This window comes from Brevibacterium sp. Lmc1 (genome assembly GCF_057654315.1).
The window spans coordinates 696,241-714,580 of the sequence record NZ_CM172803.1; the positions used below are offsets into that span (position 1 = coordinate 696,241).

General features: G+C 60.3%; 14 protein-coding genes. 13 read left to right on the top strand and 1 reads right to left on the bottom strand.

The features are described from left to right. Positions 1-49 precede the first annotated feature (49 nt). The 8 genes from AC239G_RS03005 (at position 50) to AC239G_RS03040 (ending at position 11,485) form a co-directional block, all read left to right on the top strand. A complete protein-coding gene (locus AC239G_RS03005) occupies positions 50-1,966 on the top strand; it encodes a polysaccharide biosynthesis protein (protein WP_376905551.1) in 1,917 nt (638 codons plus the stop codon). Next, on the top strand, positions 1,966-3,003 hold the full coding sequence (locus AC239G_RS03010; protein ID WP_487489767.1) for an MraY family glycosyltransferase: 1,038 nt from the start codon (positions 1,966-1,968) through the stop codon (positions 3,001-3,003). The genes AC239G_RS03005 and AC239G_RS03010 overlap by 1 nt, the downstream gene beginning before the upstream one ends. Further along, the gene (locus AC239G_RS03015) at positions 3,000-4,259 is read left to right on the top strand and encodes a glycosyltransferase family 4 protein (RefSeq protein ID WP_376905548.1); all 1,260 of its coding nucleotides are present in this window, start codon (positions 3,000-3,002) and stop codon (positions 4,257-4,259) included. The genes AC239G_RS03010 and AC239G_RS03015 overlap by 4 nt, the downstream gene beginning before the upstream one ends. After that, a complete protein-coding gene (locus AC239G_RS03020) occupies positions 4,256-5,995 on the top strand; it encodes a glycosyltransferase family 4 protein (protein ID WP_487489768.1) in 1,740 nt (579 codons plus the stop codon). Before AC239G_RS03015 ends, AC239G_RS03020 begins: the two co-directional genes overlap by 4 nt. After that, complete coding sequence (locus AC239G_RS03025) at positions 5,992-6,873, top strand: ABC transporter permease (protein ID WP_487489769.1); 882 nt, start codon at positions 5,992-5,994, stop codon at positions 6,871-6,873. Before AC239G_RS03020 ends, AC239G_RS03025 begins: the two co-directional genes overlap by 4 nt. Then, complete coding sequence (locus AC239G_RS03030; RefSeq protein ID WP_376905545.1) at positions 6,860-8,167, top strand: ABC transporter ATP-binding protein; 1,308 nt, start codon at positions 6,860-6,862, stop codon at positions 8,165-8,167. Before AC239G_RS03025 ends, AC239G_RS03030 begins: the two co-directional genes overlap by 14 nt. After that, positions 8,164-9,027 (top strand): DUF6270 domain-containing protein, encoded by an 864-nt coding sequence (locus AC239G_RS03035; RefSeq protein ID WP_376905544.1) that lies wholly within the window; start codon positions 8,164-8,166, stop codon positions 9,025-9,027. Before AC239G_RS03030 ends, AC239G_RS03035 begins: the two co-directional genes overlap by 4 nt. Positions 9,028-9,421: 394 nt before the next feature. Further along, positions 9,422-11,485, top strand: a complete 2,064-nt coding sequence (locus tag AC239G_RS03040) for a hypothetical protein (protein ID WP_487489770.1) — start codon at positions 9,422-9,424, stop codon at positions 11,483-11,485. A 14-nt stretch (positions 11,486-11,499) separates the two neighbouring features. On the opposite strand, the gene AC239G_RS03045 is transcribed toward AC239G_RS03040, so the two are convergent. After that, positions 11,500-12,423, bottom strand: a complete 924-nt coding sequence (locus AC239G_RS03045; RefSeq protein WP_487489771.1) for an LCP family protein — start codon at positions 12,421-12,423, stop codon at positions 11,500-11,502. Between the two features lie 358 nt (positions 12,424-12,781). Between AC239G_RS03045 and AC239G_RS03050 the strand changes: the two genes are divergently transcribed. Genes AC239G_RS03050 through AC239G_RS03070 form a run of 5 tightly spaced genes read left to right on the top strand, consistent with a single transcriptional unit; the run spans position 12,782 to position 18,312 of the window. After that, the gene (locus AC239G_RS03050; RefSeq protein WP_487489772.1) at positions 12,782-14,938 is read left to right on the top strand and encodes a CocE/NonD family hydrolase; all 2,157 of its coding nucleotides are present in this window, start codon (positions 12,782-12,784) and stop codon (positions 14,936-14,938) included. Positions 14,939-14,944: 6 nt separating this feature from the next. Next, complete coding sequence (locus AC239G_RS03055; protein ID WP_487489773.1) at positions 14,945-15,913, top strand: ABC transporter substrate-binding protein; 969 nt, start codon at positions 14,945-14,947, stop codon at positions 15,911-15,913. Between the two features lies 1 nt (position 15,914). Next, positions 15,915-16,931 (top strand): ABC transporter ATP-binding protein, encoded by a 1,017-nt coding sequence (locus tag AC239G_RS03060; RefSeq protein ID WP_487489774.1) that lies wholly within the window; start codon positions 15,915-15,917, stop codon positions 16,929-16,931. Further along, positions 16,928-17,647 (top strand): ABC transporter permease, encoded by a 720-nt coding sequence (locus tag AC239G_RS03065; RefSeq protein WP_487489775.1) that lies wholly within the window; start codon positions 16,928-16,930, stop codon positions 17,645-17,647. Before AC239G_RS03060 ends, AC239G_RS03065 begins: the two co-directional genes overlap by 4 nt. Then, positions 17,647-18,312, top strand: coding sequence for an ABC transporter permease (locus tag AC239G_RS03070; protein ID WP_487489776.1), 666 nt, complete (start codon positions 17,647-17,649; stop codon positions 18,310-18,312). The genes AC239G_RS03065 and AC239G_RS03070 overlap by 1 nt, the downstream gene beginning before the upstream one ends. Positions 18,313-18,340: the final 28 nt, after the last annotated feature.

Consider the following 18,340-nt stretch of genomic DNA (forward strand, 5'->3'; position numbering starts at 1 on the left):
GTCTGACCCCATCCCCTCACGGACCCCTATGAGGCGGCACGGCAGAGCCATGGCGTTGTCACTCATCGACGGTCTCGTCTTCGCGTTCCTCGTCGTAGCGATGACGCTTGTGCGATACGACTTCCACACTGAGCTCGTCAATGCATTGGGCATGTTCGTCTGTTCGGCGATCGGCCTGATCGTCTTCCTCATCGGCGGGCCCCTGGCGATCTACCGCGGACGCTACAGACGCGGCTCAACCGATCAGTTCGCTGCCATCGTCGGAACGGTCGCTTTGGGCGTCGGCATCATGTGGGTGGCCGAATTCGCGCTCGCCAGCCAACTGCTCATCCCGACCAGTGTCCCCATCACGGCGGGTGCGCTCATGGTGGTGGTCAAGAGCCTCGAGAACTGGATTCGTCGCAACATGAGGCAACGCAGCCTCAGCACGTCCGGCGCTTCTCGGCCCACGATCGTTGTCGGCGCTGGGGACCAGGGCATGCTCGCCCTCGATATGATCGCTCAGGACTCGCACAACGAATTCGTCGCTGTCGGCATCCTCGATGACGACCCCGCCAAACGGCATCTGCGCTACAACGGAATTCGCGTGCTCGGACCGATCTCCGACATCGCAGCCCATGTCGATCGCACCGGCGCCGGGGCAGTCATCATTGCAATCTCTGACCTGCCTCCCGAAGATCTCTCCCGCATCGCTTCGAATCTCGAATCCCGGCCGGTTGAGATCAAGATCATGCCGAAGCTCTCGGACTCCGCGCTGGCGCGCCCCGAACCGGACGCCCATGACGTCGCCGACCTGCGTCACCGAAGCTTCCGCGACGTCAGCCTCGAAGATCTCATCGGACGCAAACCGATCTCGACGAATATCGACGACATCGCCTCGGCGATCACCGGCAAGGTCGTCCTCGTCACCGGGGCGGGCGGCTCAATCGGCTCACAGCTGTGCCGTCAGGTCGCCCGGTTCGACCCGGCCCGACTCATCATGACCGACCGGGACGAGTCCGGCCTGCACGCCACCGAGCTCGGTCTTGAGGGTTCAGCCCTTCTGACCAGTGATGACCTCGTCCTCGGAGATCTGCGGGATCCAGCTTTCATCGATGCCCTCGTCGCCGAGGCGAAGCCGGACATCATCTTCCACGCCGCGGCACTCAAACACCTGACTTTCCTCGAACGCTTCCCTGAGCAGGCAGTGCGCACGAACGTCGGTGCCAGCCTCGACCTGCTCAACGCGGCGGTGACTCACGACGTCGATTCCTTCGTCCACATCTCCACTGACAAGGCCGCCGGGGCGACCTCTGTGCTGGGGCGGACGAAGTTCTCCATCGAGCGGGCGATCGCCTCTGTGGCTGGAGCAACCGGACGGCGTTATATGTCAGTGCGATTCGGCAATGTGCTCGGTTCCCGAGGGTCCGTGCTCGAAACCTTTGTGGCACAGGTGGCGGCCGGCGATCCCGTCACCGTCACCGACCCCGAGGTCACTCGCTACTTCATGACTGCCGATGAAGCATGTGAGCTCGTTCTGCAGGCAGCGGCGATCGGCGGTCCCGGAGAAACCTTGGTCCTCGACATGGGCGAACCGATCCGCATCGCTGACCTCGCCAAGCGCGTGATCGCACTGTCGGGCCGCAGTGATGCGCAGATTGTCTACACGGGTCTGCGCCAGGGGGAGAAGCTGACTGAAGCTCTTCTGTCGCCGGGGGAGGTCGACAGCCGCCCCAATCATCCGCTGATCACTCAAGTGCCGATCGCTCCGATCGATCTGGAGAAGCTCGGTGCCCTGGTCGCCGAGTCTCGTGACCCGCAGGTCTTCACTCACCGATCGGTCCTCGAGGAGCGCTTGACGAGCCTCCTCGACTCCGAGGCAGTCCCGGTCACCGATGACGCGACGGCGGCCATCGAACCGGCAGCGACGTCATCAAAAGCCTCCGAGCCGGGAGCAGATCCTCATGACACCGGAGTCGGCCTCTGATGGCTCTGCAGTCGCTGGTGATCCTGGTTGTGGCCGCGGTGGTCACGGCTCTCAGCGCCCTCATCGCCTTCCCCTTGCTGCGTCGAGCGGGGGTCGTCGATGTCCCCTCTCATCGCTCTTCACATACGCTGTCGACCGTACGCGGCGGGGGGATCGCCATCGGCTGCGGCATCACCGTGGCCACGATTCTCGCCATGGTCTGGAGCGTCAGCGAAGACGGGGTCTTCGGCCTCGGCGGCGTCCTCCTGCCGATCGGTTTCCTGGTCCTCACCTGGTGCTATTCGGCCATCGGGATGAGCGACGACCTCGACTCCCTGCGCCCTGCCGGGCGACTGATCGGACAGGTCATCCTGGCTCTGCTGTTCAGCGCGATCATCGCCATGTTCTCCACTCAGGGAATCGCCCACGTCATCGCCTTCGCCGTCATCGGAGTGACCACGGTCAACGCCGTGAACTTCGTCGACGGGCTCAATGGCTATGTCACCGAATGGACCATCGTCACGGCCGGATGGTTCGCCTTCGTCGGCTCCTGGACGGGTGAGAACGATATCGCTCTGCTCGCTCTGGCGCTGGCTGGTGCTGCTGTCGGTTTCCTCCCGTTCAACCTCGGTAGGGCCAAGGCGTTCCTCGGAGACACGGGCAGTTACGGAATCGGAGCGGCCGTCTTCGCTCTTGCGGTATGGCTCTTCGTTCAGGGAGTACCGATCGTCGTCATCATCGCCCCGATGATCTTCGTCTTCTTCGACGTCGGACTCACTATGGTTATGCGACTCTTCCGGGGAGAGAACATACTCTTGCCTCACCGTGAACACATCTACCAGCGGATTCAGCAAGCGGGGTGGCCGCACAGCTCTGTTTCGCTTTTCCACGCCGCGCTGAGCGTCCTTGCCTGCATTATGGCCATTCCGACCCTCATCAGCGGAAATACGGCGACGACGTACCCGGCCCATGTGTTCTGGGTCGGATTGCTCGCCCTCTACGCGCTGTTGCCGCTTTGGCTGCGGAAACGCGCGCTGAAGGCGGCAGCTAACGTATGAGGATCCTCCTGCTCAGCCACTATTACTGGCCTGAGGTCGGCGCTCCGCAAAGGCGGTGGGCGACGCTCGTCAGTCATTTCATCGGCCAAGGACACCAGGTCATCGTCGCAGCACCTCACCCGCACTATCCCCACACGCGACGTGATGAGTTTTTCGGTTCCCAGGTTGGGCGTATGCGGACAAGGGTTGAAGCGAAACTCGGTGGAACGTGGGAGACGGGTGAACTGGGGGAGCGGATACTACGTGTGCCCTACCTGCATAGCGGGTCATCGATCGGTCGGCAGCTTCTCGATCAAGGTGTCGCCTCGGTTGGGGCCGTAAACGCGATCATCCGCCGAATGCGAAACTCTCACACACCTGATGTTGTCATTTCCACTACACCGGCGTTGCCGTTCCTTTTTGCTGGAGACATTGTCGCCCGCAGATTGCGCATTCCACATATTGCGGAAGTGCGAGACGTTTGGCCCGATCTGATCAGCGACCTGTCGCTGGTGACGAACGCCGTCGGAAGGTATCTTCCGCTGGCCGCTACCTCGTATCTCGAGGACAAAGTCCTTCCCGGGTTGCTGACCATCGTCCAACGAAGAGCATCTGCGGTAGTCGTGACGACTGAGAGCTTCCGCTACCTCCTCGAACGACGAGGGATCAAGGCCGAAGTCGTCCGCAGCGGTGTTGCGCAATCAGAGATCGACCAGAGGCCTCATACGGGCGCGGCCGATGAGAGCGACACGAAACTTCTCTACGTCGGAACAGTCGGCCGATCACAGGATCTCGCCTCGGTAATCACCGCGGCTTCCAAAGTGCCTGGAATCAAGATCCGAATCGTCGGCGACGGTGCCGACAGGCTTAAACTCCAGGCACTCGCTGGAACACTCGGAGCTCCGGTCGAGTTTTTCGAGCAGACAACCGGCCACGCACTCGCCGCGCATTGGGGATGGGCCGATGCGGGGCTTGTGAGCCTCGGTGATGTTCCTGCGCATTCGCTGACTGTTCCATCGAAGCTCTACTCCCTAATGGCCCGACGAGTGCCGATTCTCGGGGTTGTGGCTGGGGAAGCGGCCGAGATCATCAGCGAGAACCGAGCAGGGGTCGTCGCTCATCCCGGAGACGTGGATTCGATAGTTACCGCGTTGCAAGCACTGGTGCAGGGTCTCGATCGACCGGACGCTGCCGGACATCGGTGGGTGGTCGACCATGCCTGCGTAGACGTCATGGGCGCCGAATACGACAGAATCCTTGAGCAGGTGCAGACATGAACTTGACGTTCCTTGCCAGACAGATCGGCAATGCGGTCGTCACGACTGTGGGCCATTTAGATGAAGACCGTGTGTTCTTCTCTATGCAGCTGGCGCGCAGGCTCCCGAAATCCGCGTCTCGGACCGTCGGCCGTCTGCTCGGAAGAGTTCCCGGTGCCGCAACGGGCGCCGCCTCGGCGTGGCTGCTCGGGCAGGAGAGCCGCGCCAGGATAATTATCGAAACAGCTGAAGCGGAGCAACCATCTCGACTGCTCGGAGAGATCGCGCTGAACCTCGGCATGCTGGACGCTGCTGATCGCATCGCGGACTCGCTCCAGTCCGCCGCGCCACTTCGGTCCCGCATTCTCTGGACACGAGGAAAACTCGACGAGGCGATCAGAGTACTCCCAAACGGCAAACGCAGGCTACGTCTCTCCGCGGAGCGAAAGTCCATGTCTCCCGGCTGGTGGCCCGACACCGATGCTGACCTCATTGCTCGTCCCGCAAACCGTTTAGGGTTTGGTGGTGTTGCCTCCCTGCATGTGCTGACGAACTCATTGCCCCATACCCGATCGGGCTACGCTTACCGTAGCCACCTCATCCTCTCCACTCTCAAAGCCGCTGGGCATCAGGTTGCGGCCGTTACTCGCCCTTCCTACCCGGTGACAATTGGGCGTCTCAGCCAAGACACCGTTGAATCCGTCGACGAAATAGAGTACCTGCGGCACGTGCCGCTCATCCCGGCCACCACACCGACCGCGCGTCTCAAGGATCAGGCCGCTTGGATCGCGGACCAAGCTCTCGAACGCCAAGTCGACCTCCTTCACACCACCACTCACTATGTCAACGGCCTGGCCACTGGGGCTGCAGCCAGAGCCACTGGCTTGCCTTGGATCTATGAGGTCCGCGGAGTTCTTGAGGAGACATGGGCCGCTGCTGGTAGCACTAACGCAGAACGGACCGCGCGTCGAGAGAGCCAGCGCTTCGCGATGATGCGGTCGAAGGAGATCGAAGTCGCGTCGGCTGCCAACGCTGTAATCACTCTCGGCGAGACGATGCGTCAGCATCTCATCGCTGGGGGAGTCCCGGCAAACTCGATCACTCTCATCCCGAACTCTGTCTCTGAAACAGTGGTCAACACCGATTTAAGCCGTTCGCCGGCCGAGACCCGAACGAGCCTTGGTCTGCCTGAGGACGGCGTCTGGGTCGGCACCGCCGCTTCGATCGTCGGCTATGAGGGCCTCGACGACCTCGTCGATGCCGTCGTTTCTGCTCGCGATCAGGGCACCGACCTGCGCCTCCTCATCGCAGGCGACGGCGTCGCCCTGCCGGAACTGCGGGAACGCGCAGCCGTCCTGGGCAGGAACGCGGTCTTTACCGGACGGGTCTCTCAAGTTCAAGCAATTGAGTACCAACTCGCGCTTGATGCTATCGTCGTGCCGCGTAAGAATGAGCCGGTCTGTCGATTGGTCACTCCGATCAAACCAATCGAAGCGATGGGCCTTGCGCGGCCCGTCATCATTTCGGACTTGCCGGCACTGCGTGAATTGGTTCCCGAGAGTGCAGGATTGTCCACGCCGCCGGAGAACCCACAGAAACTTGCGGAACTGTTGTCCGAACTCGCCTCTGATGACATGGCAAGGACAAGATTCGGAGACAATGGACGTGCACATGTTCTTGCAACACGCAGATGGAAGGATATCGGACGACGATATGGGCAGGTCTATTCTCAACTCGTGGGGAGTGATGTGCGATGAGTGAGACGAAGAACCCCCTAGGGCTGAGTTCGATCCCGTCTGTGTCGAGTGAAGGTCTCGTGCCCGTCGGGCGACGGACGAGCCTGAGCCGCTACCTCGCCGCGCTGTGGAACCGCCGTCACTTCATCATCGCCGAGTCCCGAGCCAAGATGTCGAGCTCTACGAGGAAGAACCTACTCGGCTATGGCTGGCTGTTTCTTAACCCCCTCCTTTCAGTGCTGGCTTTCTGGTTCATCTTCGGATTCATCCTGCAGACTTCCCGAGGTGTTCCAAACTTCCTCGGGTTCCTCGTCGTCGGAGTGTTCTTCTTTGGATATACAGGCAGATGTATGACCGGCGGCACGGGGGCGATCCGTTCCGGAGCCTCAATGATCAAGGGCTTTCAGTTTCCTCGAGCTGCTTTGCCGATCTCAATCGTTGTTCGCAATTTCCTTGATTTCATGCCGACTTTGCTCGTCATGATCATAGTGCTTGCGGTCGTGCCCCCTCTCGAAGTGATCACTTGGCGAGTCGTTCTCGTCATCCCAGTCATTATTCTGCAGACTCTCTTCAACGTCGGTCTCGCTTGTTTTCTTGCACGACTCGGCCACAAGATTCCAGATCTCACGAATTTCATGTCGATTGTCAGCCGGTTCTGGCTTTACGGCTCGGGTGTGTTCTTCTCCGTTGAAGATCGTCTAAAGAATCACCCGGCACTCTTGGAAGCCATGCAGTACAACCCGATGAATGCATACCTGACCCTGGTGCGCAATTCTCTGCTCTACGGAGTCGACACGGCTCCGAGGATGTGGATCGTCGGCACCGTGTGGGCAATCGGTCTGCTTATTGTTGGGTTCTGGTTCTTCTGGCGAGGGGAGGAGAACTATGGACGAATCTGAGCTCCATGAACCCAATATCATTGCGGAGAATGTTCAGGTCCGCTACACGGTCAATACTAATGATCCGAGCACCCGTGCTAAAGGGGTGCGACGACTGACGGATGCTGTCGTTGGCAGGCAGGGGCAAACCACCGTACGTGCCCTTCGCGGGGTCAACTTCGTTGCCCGTGAGGGGGAGATGGTCGGTATTGTCGGTGCAAACGGATCCGGAAAGTCGACCTTCCTGCGCAACGTTGCCGGAGTGGAACAACCAGACCGAGGTCGGATACTCGTTCGTTACCAGCCTCTCCTGCTCGGTGTGAGCGCCGCGTTACAACCTTCGCTGTCCGGTAGCGAAAACGTCCGCCTTGGCTGTCTAGCGATGGGTCTCTCTCCTGAAGAGGCCGCAGACGCTTTCGATTACGTAGTCGAACTCTCGGCCCTGGGTGCGGCGATCCATCGTCCGATGGGCACCTACTCCTCGGGAATGGGCGCCAGATTGCGATTCGCCATTGCGCTGGCTGCTCGGCCGAAGATTCTGCTGATCGACGAGGCACTTTCGACTGGTGACGCTACCTTCGCCGAACGCAGCGAGCGAGCGATGGACGAATTGCTTGCGGAGGCGGGCACATTGTTGCTGGTCAACCATGCGGCCAAAGTGATCCAGGAATTGTGTACACGTGCAGTGTGGATGCACCGAGGCGAGATTCTCATGAACGGGCCCGCCGAGGCAGTCGCGGAAAAATACCGGTGGTGGGCTTGGAACGTGGCTAAAGGGAAGGAAGACATCGCCGACAAGCTCCTCGCCGATGTCGTGAGCAACGCGGTCAAAGAGGAGATCAACATCCTCGAGCCCGAACTCATCAAGAACCCGATCCCTCGGCATGCTGCGCGTCCGACGAAAGCAAAGAAAGCGGCAGCACGTCATGTCAAGGGGCAAAATGCGGTTGAAGAAGTCGAGGAGACTTCGACTCCGATGCTGGCCTCTGCCGAAGAACAGGTCTGGCCGAATTCGTTCCAAACTGAGTTGACGAAAGCCAAATTCCCGTCGTTGCCCAAACCTGCTTCTCAGGCAGTGAGCGCACCGCGGATCACTGATGCGCCGCCGCTGCGACTGAATCCCAGCAAGAAGCGAGTTGTGTTGCGGGCGGAGAACCCGAACGACCGGGCCTCAGCAGTTGCGGCCGCGGATGACTTCACCGGGCGCCGCCTCGCCTCTCGCGCACGCAAGATCGCTGATGAGCGATACGAGGAGCGACAGCGACTTCGACAGGAAGATGATGCTTCTATCGTCCAGCAGGATCTGAGTCGATGAAGATCGCGATCTTCGGCTCGTGCGTGAGCCGTGATACTGCGGAGTTCATGCCTGAGGCAGAGGTCGTCACCTATGTAGCCAGGCACTCGGTGACGAGCTTGGCGTCTGCACATGGGACCGAGGACATTGACCTCAGTGATCTGACCTCGCCCTTTCAGAGACGAATGGTCACAGGCGATCTTAAAGGTAGCGGTATTACCCGAATCATTAAGAGCGCTAAGGATCTTGATGTCGTCCTCCTCGACCTTGTTGATGAGCGGCGGGGATTTTGGAAATTTCCAGATGGGTCCACGATGACGAACTCCATCGAAGTCGAGTCGTGTGGCGCTGCTCGCGAAGCACGTCGTAACGGGGCACGGCTGATCGAGTTCGGCACAGATGAGCACTTCTCACGTTGGAAAACAGGTTTCGCAATGCTCACAAAAGAACTCGAAGCGGCCGGTCTATGGGACAAGACCATCCTTCTCGATATCGAGTGGGCAAGCGCAGTCGACGGAGCTCAGCACCCTCGCAACGACAGTTTCGCTGTCCTCGGCCGCCAATGGAGACGCCTACAGCGCGGATCTCGTGAAGCCGGCCGAGAACTGTCAAGAGGTCGAGGCCTGGCAGACGCTTGGCAGAGCCTGAACAGTATTAAGCCGACTGAAGCCGAAGAGTTTGCAGATCGGGCGATGTCTGCCAATCGGGACTACTTAAGGTACCGTCAAGAGGCGCGCACCATGACAGCCTTATCGGTGGTCAGAGAGAGTAGAGAGCTTCGGATCGACAGGCAGCATAAGTGGGGACCGCAACCCTTCCACTATCGCCACGCCGATTATCAATCAATCGCCGAAAGTATACGAGGCTTGGTCGCTAAGTAGTTGGCAACTAATAGGATTCCGATTCGAACCACCGACCGTTACCTCGACCAAAAACTGTCCGACCTGTCTGGTTATGCGTGTAGACCGGGATTTCTGGTCGCCGATGCAGGCCGGACGTGATCCAAACAATGAACGGCTGGACATGCTCATTTGTTCCCATTCGCACGGGTGGCTGTGTTGCTGTTGACGAGAGTGCAATGTGGCAGTTCGTGGTCCTGTAAACCAGATGTGACAAACCAGCATGGGTTGCCGGTGCTATGATGCAAGACGCGGGATAGATGCATTAGCTCCTGGTGCTTGGGAGTTCTCAATGTTAGATGAACTTACCTAGATGAGCGGCAAGTTTGCAGAAGTTCCGTCGCTTCACCCCTGATGATAAAACTACAATATGAACATGTCATCTGTTATATCTTTGTATCCACGGGGACTTCTTGCCTATGAGAAGTCTGAAGAAGCCTCTGAGTGGGATGGGCCACCTGCGCACTTTCGCAAGGTCGATTTTTTCGATCTGTCTGTCTGGTTTGATGAGGAACGTGTACCTGCAGTAGCTGGCTCTGACGCATGTTCAGTTCTGATCTACGGCATGGCTGCCTACGTGCCTCCTGCTGGGGCGGACGCTGAAGCAACAGCCGACTTGAAGTCAATCGCCGAAATTCTCCACGCGGCGTTGGCAGACGGGCAGGAGCGTTTCCTTGATTCGCTGGACTATCTCGGCGGACGCTACATGATAATCGTTCAGGCGGACGGTCTGTACCGTGTGTTCAACGACGCGCATGGGACTCGCACCGTATATTACGATGTCACCCGACAAGCCGTTTCTTCGCATGCTCACCTGCTAGCCTCATTTTCAGGGGCTGTGCGACGCGGCCCAGAGGAGCTGAAACAAGATCGATCGTGGGCGGCTCTGCCACTGTCGTTTGCGTGGGATGATACCCCGTACTCGAATATTCAAGCGCTCCTGCCAAACCACGTTCTTGAACTCGAAAGCCGCCGCACGTATCGGTATTTTCCAAGAGCGGGAAACCGTTACGCGGAGCTGAGCCTTGAAGAAAGAATTTCTGAAATCGACCGCTTATGGAATGCGCAGGTTGCTGCGTTTTCGCAGGTGACAGATCGATTTATCGTCTCGTTATCGGGAGGACTCGATTCGCGGGCTGTACTTGCGGTTACTCGAAACTTTAAAGATAAAGTGCACGCCTTTACCTACTTCACCAACAGTGGTACCAACCACTGGGCCGAAGCTATGATGATGGACCGAGACATCTCGCGGCAGGTCCTCGACATAGCTGGTATCAAACACGTACCGATCGTTCATGGTGAGGGTGCGAAGATGACGGGCGTGGACAATGCTGTCGCCGACAAGAATTCCCTCGTGAAACATGGCCGCTGGCTCGTCGCCCGCTACGTCGAGCACTTCGGAAACAAGGCCGGGCTGCATCTTCGTGGCAATACCCAAGAGACCATTCGCTCCTACTTCGGGTCGACGAAACATCGAGACCCGATTGACTTGGTAAAAAGTCTGATGACGTCGCGGCTTAAAACTCTCAAGATCGGCCCATCCGCAATGAGCGACTACGAGGCAAAGCTGGACGACACACTGCAGGAATTTGGGTATACCGATAAGTTGTTTGATTACGTCGCGTCGGATTTCTTCTATTGGGAAGTGCGGATGGGGAGGTGGCTAGCGGAGATCTATAACGAAACTGATGCAGCCTTTGATTCGATCTCACCGATGAATATGCGAGCCATTGTCGAGCTGGGTCTGGCCGGGCCTGAGGATGAACGACGGTCTGGAATCGTGTTCACTGAGCTCATCGATCGCAACTGGCCCGAGCTCAATTTTCCTGGAATCAACAACAGGAACAACCTCTACAAGCAGAGCACTGTTCTCCGAAAGTCGCTCACGGAAGCCAAGTCACAAGCAGCCGCGGCTCCACCCTGGATCGGACGAGCCCGCGACAACCAGGACCATCCGCTGTCGGCGGGGCCACTGTCGATGGAAGCCAACAATCACACGGTCGACTGCCCGCGGGGCGAAATCAAGATTCCAGCCGAAAAGCTCTCAGTCGGAGCGTTCGCCAGACGAGAAATGACATGGTCGGACGAGAGCTCGAGCGTTCTCACCTTCAGGCTGCGCAGCAACTACGTCAACTCAAGAGGCACTGACTATATGCGCTTTGAGGTCGAGGTGAATGGTCAGACTCTTGTCGCTCACAAGATCGGATTCGACTCGGACACCAGCTACTGGGCCGTGTACGGGCTTCGGCCAGGCGACCGAGTCAGTCTGGGCGTCCGGTCTCTGCGCACGGTGACTACCGAGTCATGGTCCAGAGCATCTCGCTGCTTCATCACTCTCTTGGATTCTGCAACTGAATATTGGGAGCGACGAGGATCCCTAGACCTTGGTTATGCGACGACCAGTGCGGCGGCGCTGCCAGGGGAGTCTCTGCGTGGATAGATCGAAGTACTCTCTTAATATCCCAACGAGACGAGGTACCGGAAGAAGTCTGCGAGGTCGTTGCTGGCCAAAGCGTTCTTGAGTGCTGGCACCGCCTCGGGGTCGAAATCGATGATGACTGTGCCATCTTCCTCGCGACGCGACTTCGTGGGCACGGTGACGACCGCAATGTCGTCCGTCTGCAGAGTGCGGAGGCGGTTGGTGATCTTGACCAGTTCTCCCGTAGACAGCTCGGCGTTGTGCTGAATGCCGGACGCGAAATGTCCAAGCACGGCTGCGCCCTTGTTCGGATCCTTGACCAACCCGCCTGACTTGAGTCCCTGTACGAGCGCGCGCACGACCGCACGCTGATTACGGGTTCGCGTCTGGCCGGCATCATCGACCGGGTCAGCTGAGGTGAAGACCGACGTGGTTGCACCATCGAGATTGTTCGTCCCCTCGACGAAGTCGGTACCGCCAGCGCTGAACGCAGCGCGACTGTAGACCTGCAGACCACCGAGCTCGTCGATGACCCGCCCGAGCGCGTCTGTTTCCAGCTGTGCGATGTGATCGATGCGGATGCCGAGGAACTCCTCAACCATGGCCACGACCACCGGCCACCCGCCCTCGTCGGCAATGGTGCCGAATGTCTGACCGGCCTCGATCTGAGTGGAGGGGTTGAGAACGAGAGCTACCGCGAAGTCATCGCCGGCGGGAACGTGGATGACCGCGAAGATGTCACCTTGACTCGATGGCTGCGGGGCCGCCTCGGCGAGCTTTCCGGGATTCGTCACCCGGAGCATCAGGGTGCGGGAATCATCCGCGGCTGGGCGGATGTCTGCGGGCGGGAAGGCCGCCTCGGCGGGGATGGTCTTCGACGCGTCATCGAACTCCGCACGGGCGGCGTTGAGGTCCTTGAGAGAACCGATGGCAGAGACCATCTTCGTCAGCTTGGCCATGGCAGTCCCACTTCCTCTGTCGGGTCACACGGTAGTGGTCCTAATAATAGCCGCGGGTGAGATCGGATCATGTACCGATCTCACCCGCGGGCGTGGTTCAAAGGTGGGCGTATTCCAGGCTCGAGGAAAATGATGGAAATCTAGCGGCCACTGTTGCGAGGCATCCGTTTCCTCGCCGGGGAATAGGAGACAGGACGCGTCTCGCACGGGATGAGGGACGCACTCCGGAATAGTCGTTGTGGGTCGAGCTAACGGCTGCTATGTTTCACCGCCATTATTGGTGGGAGTGCTGTTAGCTACATCTCAGCCTTTGAGCTAACTGAACAGCGGTGCAGTAGCGTCACTACACTGGCATGCCATGTCATCGAATACTGAGAACTCTGCACTTCCCGACGACACCCAAACCGAATTGCTCGCCCCGGCCGATCGTTACCGCGAAGATCCTCGACCGGTTCGAATCATCAAACACACACGCATCGCGCTGAGTGATGGGGTCGAACTCGCGGCTCGAGTCTGGTTGCCCGAAGATCTCGGTGATGATGCTGTTCCCGCTGTTCTTGAGTACATTCCCTACCGCAAGAACGACATGACCGCCGGTCGCGATGACACGATCCACCCCGAGTTCGCCCGCGCCGGTTACGCCAGCGTCCGTGTCGATCTGCGCGGCTGTGGTGATTCGACCGGTGTCATGACCGATGAGTACTCGGCGACAGAACTCGACGACGGACTGCAGGTACTTAAGTGGATCGCGGCGCAGGACTGGTGCAACGGCAAAGTCGGTGTCATCGGCAAGTCGTGGGGCGGATTCAACGGTCTTCAGCTTGCCGCACTTCAGCCACCGGAACTCGCCGCCGTCATCACCATCTGCTCCACCGATGACCGCTATGCCGACGACGTCCACTACAACGGCGGAACCATCGTCGGTGACCAGATGCTTTCCTGGGCCTCGACGATGTGGGCCTATAACGCCCGTCCGCAGGACCCCGCGATCATGGGCGAAGGGTGGAAAGACGATTGGAAGAGACGCATCGACGAAGCCCCGGTGAACATCGAGGATTGGCTCGGACACCAGCGGCGTGATGACTACTGGAAACACGCTTCGGTGTGCGAGACACCGGACACCATTGAGGTTCCGGTGCTGGCAGTCGGCGGATTGCTCGACGAATACCGGACCACCCTCTTCCGCCTCTTGGACAACGCGAATCGTCGCAGGAGCACCGACCCCGATTCCCCGACGGTCCATGCGCTGCTCGGCCCCTGGGCTCACAACTATCCCCACCAGGCTGCTCCCGGCCCCGGCATCGACTTCATATCTGAAGCAGTCCGGTGGTGGGACAAGTGGATGAGCGGGATCGACAACGGTGTTGACGAACAGCCGCAGCTGCGCGCCTACGTTCCCGAGAGCACCCCCATCTACTCGGACCGTGAACACCGTCCGGGTCGATGGATCGCCGAGGCGACCTGGCCGAGTCCGCAAATCGAGGACACAGTGCTCCCCGTCGCCGAAGCACACATCGCCGACCGGTCCCCGCTCGATTCCACTGCGCTGCTGGGCTACCAAGGAGGAAGTTGGCTGCAGTTCGGCGAAGCCGCCGGAATGGCTGGAGACCAAGCCGCCGACGATGCACGATCATTCACCTGCGACTGGGAGCTCGAGAACGGGCTGGAGATCGTCGGCACACCCACCGTGGGGGCAACGCTCACCTCCGACCGCGACCGTGGAGCCATCGCAGCACGACTATGCGATGTCGCACCTGACGGCAGCTCCCGGCTCGTCACGATCGGACTGTTCAACCTCACCCATCATTCGAGCCATGAACACCCCGAGGCACTTACGCCGGGCACTCCCGTCGACGTCGAATTCCCGCTGCTGGCCACGGCGCACCGGTTCGCTCCCGGGCATCGGTTGCGCTTGAGCATCTCCGCGAGCTTCTGGCCCAACCTCTGGCCCTCGCCGGAGACCACATTCATTACAGTGGACTCGACCCCCGAGCTGACACTGCCTATCCGCACTGTGGCCTCTGAGGAAGGCGACGCCCGCGTCTCCGCCGAGGTGACCGCACAGCTGGGCACTGCGCCGACTCCTCCGGTGTCGGTTATCGAGTCCGACGGCGCACCGATGACACGTGAGCTCAGCTGCGACCTCGTTGAGCGCAGCGCCACGGTGACGACTGTGACCGAGGATTGGCAGACCGACCTCAGCGACGGACTCTTCTACTACACCAATGAACGCGACTCCTACTCACGCAGTGAGAACGACCCACTGTCTCCGGTGGCGACGTGTGATAGGACGATCATCTACCGACGCCCGGCTCTGGAAGTCGGAGCGAATCACGCGCGGGCCGCCGCGACCGCTTCTGCCGACTCGGGTTGGGACGTCGAACTGCGAACTCGATCGACGATGCGCGGTGACGACGAGAACTTCCTCGTCACCAACGAGCTCGTCGCCTATCTTGACGGAAAGCCGTTCCACTCTCGAGCCACTTCGGCGAGCATTCCTCGCCATCTGAACTGAGGCGGGATGGACATATTCGGACAACAAGTACATCTCAACAGACGACAGGCGCTCTCCGGGCTCGGCAGAGGGCTATTGGGGCTGGGCGCGCTCGGGGCGACTGGCGCGTCACTGAGCGCATGCACCAGCAGCCAGCTCAATGACCAGCCGGAGGCGAAGAAGAGCACGAGGTCGATCACCGTCGGGTCGAAGGGATTCGCCGAGAGCTGGATCATGGGCGAGCTCTACGCTCAGGGGCTGAGGAACCTCGGATACACCGTGGATCTCAAGACGAACGTCGGCTCCAGCGACATCATCAGTACCGCCCTGCTCTCAGGCCAGATCGACCTCTACCCCGAGTACACCGGAGTCATGGTCGTCAGCTTCATGGGGGAGGAAAAGCTCATGGACTCCGCCGAGCAGACGTACGATCTCGCACAGACGTGGGCAGACGACAACCAGGTGACGATGCTCCAAGCGACACCGTTCGAGAACAAGAACGCGGTCGCTGTGCGCCGAGACTTCGCCGATCAGCACGATCTGAACACGGTATCCGATCTCAAAGGGATAGGGGACTTCACCTACTCGACCTACCCCGACAATGTCACTGGTGGCCAAGGTTACGAAGGCATCGTAGACACCTACGATCTGGAGAACATGAAGCTCAAAACGCTGAGCATCGGGCTCAACTACCAAGCCATCGAGCGAGGGGAGATCGACGCCGCGGACGTATTCACGACCGACCCGCAGCTTCTGCGCAGCGATCTGGTCGTCCTCGATGACGATAAGAAGATCTTCGGATTTCAGAACGTAGTCCCTCTCGTCCGGGACGATACTTTCGCCGAGCTCGATGACGATGCCTCTGGGTTCCTCGACGAACTGCAGTCACTGCTCACCCTAGAAGCGATCCAAGCGATGAACGAGGCCTCCGCCATTAACCGTCTCGATCCGGCACAGGTGGCGAAGATGTTCCTCGACGAGAACGGATTAATGTGAAATGACCCAGCACTCCACAGGCACTTCGATCACCTTCGATCGAGCCACGAAGACCTACCCAGGTGCGGCTGCGCCCGCCCTCGACGCCCTCGACCTCGAGGTCGAGGCCGGCGAACTCGTCTGCCTCGTCGGGCCTTCCGGCGGAGGAAAGACCACAGCCCTGCAGCTGGTCAACCGGCTCGTCGACCTCACCAGCGGCGACATCCGCATCGGCGATCACTCGATCACCGACCAGTCGGCCATCGAACTGCGGCGGACCATCGGCTACGCGATCCAGCAGTCGGGTCTCTTCCCCCATTACACGGTCGCTGACAACATCGCCACCGTCCCTGCAATTCTGGGTTGGGAGAAGAAACGGATCCGCGCCCGTACGGCCGAACTGCTGGAACTAGTCGGGCTCAGCCCAGTCGAGACATGGCTGCCGCGCTACCCGGCTCAACTTTCCGGCGGGCAGCAGCAACGTGTGGGTATCGCCCGGGCGCTCGCCGCCGACCCGCCGGTGATGCTCATGGACGAACCCTTCGGTGCGCTTGACCCGATCACCAGAGTCGCGGTACAGGACGAGTTCCTTGCCATCCACCGTGCTGTAGGCAAGACGACGCTGTTCGTCACCCATGACATCGATGAGGCGATCAAAATGGCCGACCGGATCGCAATCCTCAAACCCGGCGGCAAGCTCGCTCAGTTCGGCGCGCCCGCCGAAGTGCTGTCGAGCCCGGCCGATGACTTCGTCGCCGAGTTCCTCGGAGCCGAACGCGGACTCAAACGCCTGGCGCTGACGACCGTCGGCGAGATCGTTTTCGGCAGCGGCGACCGAGTAGGTAGTGGGGCCGAGACAACGCAGTGGCCCGAAGTCGAGGCCACGATGACTCTGCGTGAAGCACTGTCCGTGGTCTCCGCCGCTAGGGCGGAAGGGGCCGTCGTCCACAGCGGCGGCAACCGCCTCGGCGAGGTGAGCCTGCACGATCTCATTGCACCGCCCGCTGCCGGAGAAGATCGGGAAGGCGTGAGAACATGAGCGATTTCGCCCCCGCCGGCGATCCCGCCATCCCCGACTACGGTCAGGCCTCTGATTGTGTGATCAACAACGGAGCATTCTGCACCGACTGGTTCATCAGCCAATGGTCGACGGTCTTCTGGCCCCCGCTGCTCAGCCACATCGTCATGGTCGCGATCGCCGTATCCATCGGCTTCGCCATCGCTTCCTGCGCCGGATTGTTGGCTTACCGGAAGAAGTGGCTGGCCGGACCGATCGGCATAGCTGCGACCTTCCTCTACACTCTGCCGCCGCTGGCGCTGTTCCAGCTGCTCGTGCCCTTCACCGGGCTGAGCCTGCTGACTGTCGAGATCGCGCTCGTGTGCTTCACCCTCGTCATCATCTTCCAGGCCGTCCTCGTCGGACTCTCCGGAGTCCCCGAAGATGTGCGCAGAGCCGCGACCGGCATGGGTCTTGACCGCAACCAGCTTCTGTTCAAGGTCGAGCTGCCTCTGGCGCTGCCGTCGATCATCTCCGGGGTGCGCATCGCCACGGTGCTCACGGTCAGCATCGCCACGATCGCGGCCTTCGTCGTCGACGACGGTCTCGGATCGCCGATCATCAAAGCGGTGTCCTCACCGTTCAACACGCAGTTCGTCGGAGCCGGAGCGCTCGCCGTGCTGCTTGCGTTCGCGCTCGACGGGCTGCTGGTGCTGCTGGGCAGAGTGCTGACCCCCTGGACGAAAGCGAGGAGCTGATGGACGTCATCTTCGGGGCTTTCCCCTTCATGATCGACAACGTCGGATTGCTGCTGACCAAGACCGGCGACCACCTGGTCATCAGTCTCATCCCGCTGTTGGCGGCCATCATCCTCGGTGTGCCGATCGGGATCTGGCTCGGCCACGCCCACCGCGGCGAGTTCCTCGCTGTGAGTGTGACGAACATCGGCCGTGCGCTGCCGAGCCTCGCGCTCATCGCGATCCTCATCGGTTTTGTGGGCATCGGCATGCTCAACGCGATGATCGCTCTGTTCCTGCTCGCCTTCCCGCCGATCCTCAGCTACTCCTTCCAAGCCGTCGACTCGATCGACCGTGACCTCACTCGAGCCGCCCGTGGCATGGGCATGTCACCCGGTCAGGTGCTGCTCAAGGTCGAACTGCCCTTGGGGCTGCCGATGATCATCGCCGGCATCCGCACCTCCGCGGTGCTGACCGTGAGCTCGGCGACGATCGCCACGATCGCCGGCAGCGGTGGACTCGGCGATGTCATCCTCAACCAGGTCGCCTACGGGATGGAGGGGGTTGTCGCCGGTGCCATCTGGGTGGCCGTGCTCGCCATCGTCGTCGACCAGGCATTCGCGCTCCTCCTGCGAGTCAGCGCGCCGGCCGGAGTGAAGCGGCTGCAGAGCGCGAGCGCCGTGTGAGAACAGCCGCAGCGGCTGCTGCGGCCCA

Coding starts and splice junctions, on each gene's coding strand:
- AC239G_RS03005 (WP_376905551.1), top strand. CDS start 50: ATGGCGTTGTCACTCATCGACGGTCTCGTCTTCGCGTTCCTCGTCGTA.
- AC239G_RS03010 (WP_487489767.1), top strand. CDS start 1,966: ATGGCTCTGCAGTCGCTGGTGATCCTGGTTGTGGCCGCGGTGGTCACG.
- AC239G_RS03015 (WP_376905548.1), top strand. CDS start 3,000: ATGAGGATCCTCCTGCTCAGCCACTATTACTGGCCTGAGGTCGGCGCT.
- AC239G_RS03020 (WP_487489768.1), top strand. CDS start 4,256: ATGAACTTGACGTTCCTTGCCAGACAGATCGGCAATGCGGTCGTCACG.
- AC239G_RS03025 (WP_487489769.1), top strand. CDS start 5,992: ATGAGTGAGACGAAGAACCCCCTAGGGCTGAGTTCGATCCCGTCTGTG.
- AC239G_RS03030 (WP_376905545.1), top strand. CDS start 6,860: ATGGACGAATCTGAGCTCCATGAACCCAATATCATTGCGGAGAATGTT.
- AC239G_RS03035 (WP_376905544.1), top strand. CDS start 8,164: ATGAAGATCGCGATCTTCGGCTCGTGCGTGAGCCGTGATACTGCGGAG.
- AC239G_RS03040 (WP_487489770.1), top strand. CDS start 9,422: ATGTCATCTGTTATATCTTTGTATCCACGGGGACTTCTTGCCTATGAG.
- AC239G_RS03045 (WP_487489771.1), bottom strand. CDS start 12,423: ATGGCCAAGCTGACGAAGATGGTCTCTGCCATCGGTTCTCTCAAGGAC.
- AC239G_RS03050 (WP_487489772.1), top strand. CDS start 12,782: ATGTCATCGAATACTGAGAACTCTGCACTTCCCGACGACACCCAAACC.
- AC239G_RS03055 (WP_487489773.1), top strand. CDS start 14,945: ATGGACATATTCGGACAACAAGTACATCTCAACAGACGACAGGCGCTC.
- AC239G_RS03060 (WP_487489774.1), top strand. CDS start 15,915: ATGACCCAGCACTCCACAGGCACTTCGATCACCTTCGATCGAGCCACG.
- AC239G_RS03065 (WP_487489775.1), top strand. CDS start 16,928: ATGAGCGATTTCGCCCCCGCCGGCGATCCCGCCATCCCCGACTACGGT.
- AC239G_RS03070 (WP_487489776.1), top strand. CDS start 17,647: ATGGACGTCATCTTCGGGGCTTTCCCCTTCATGATCGACAACGTCGGA.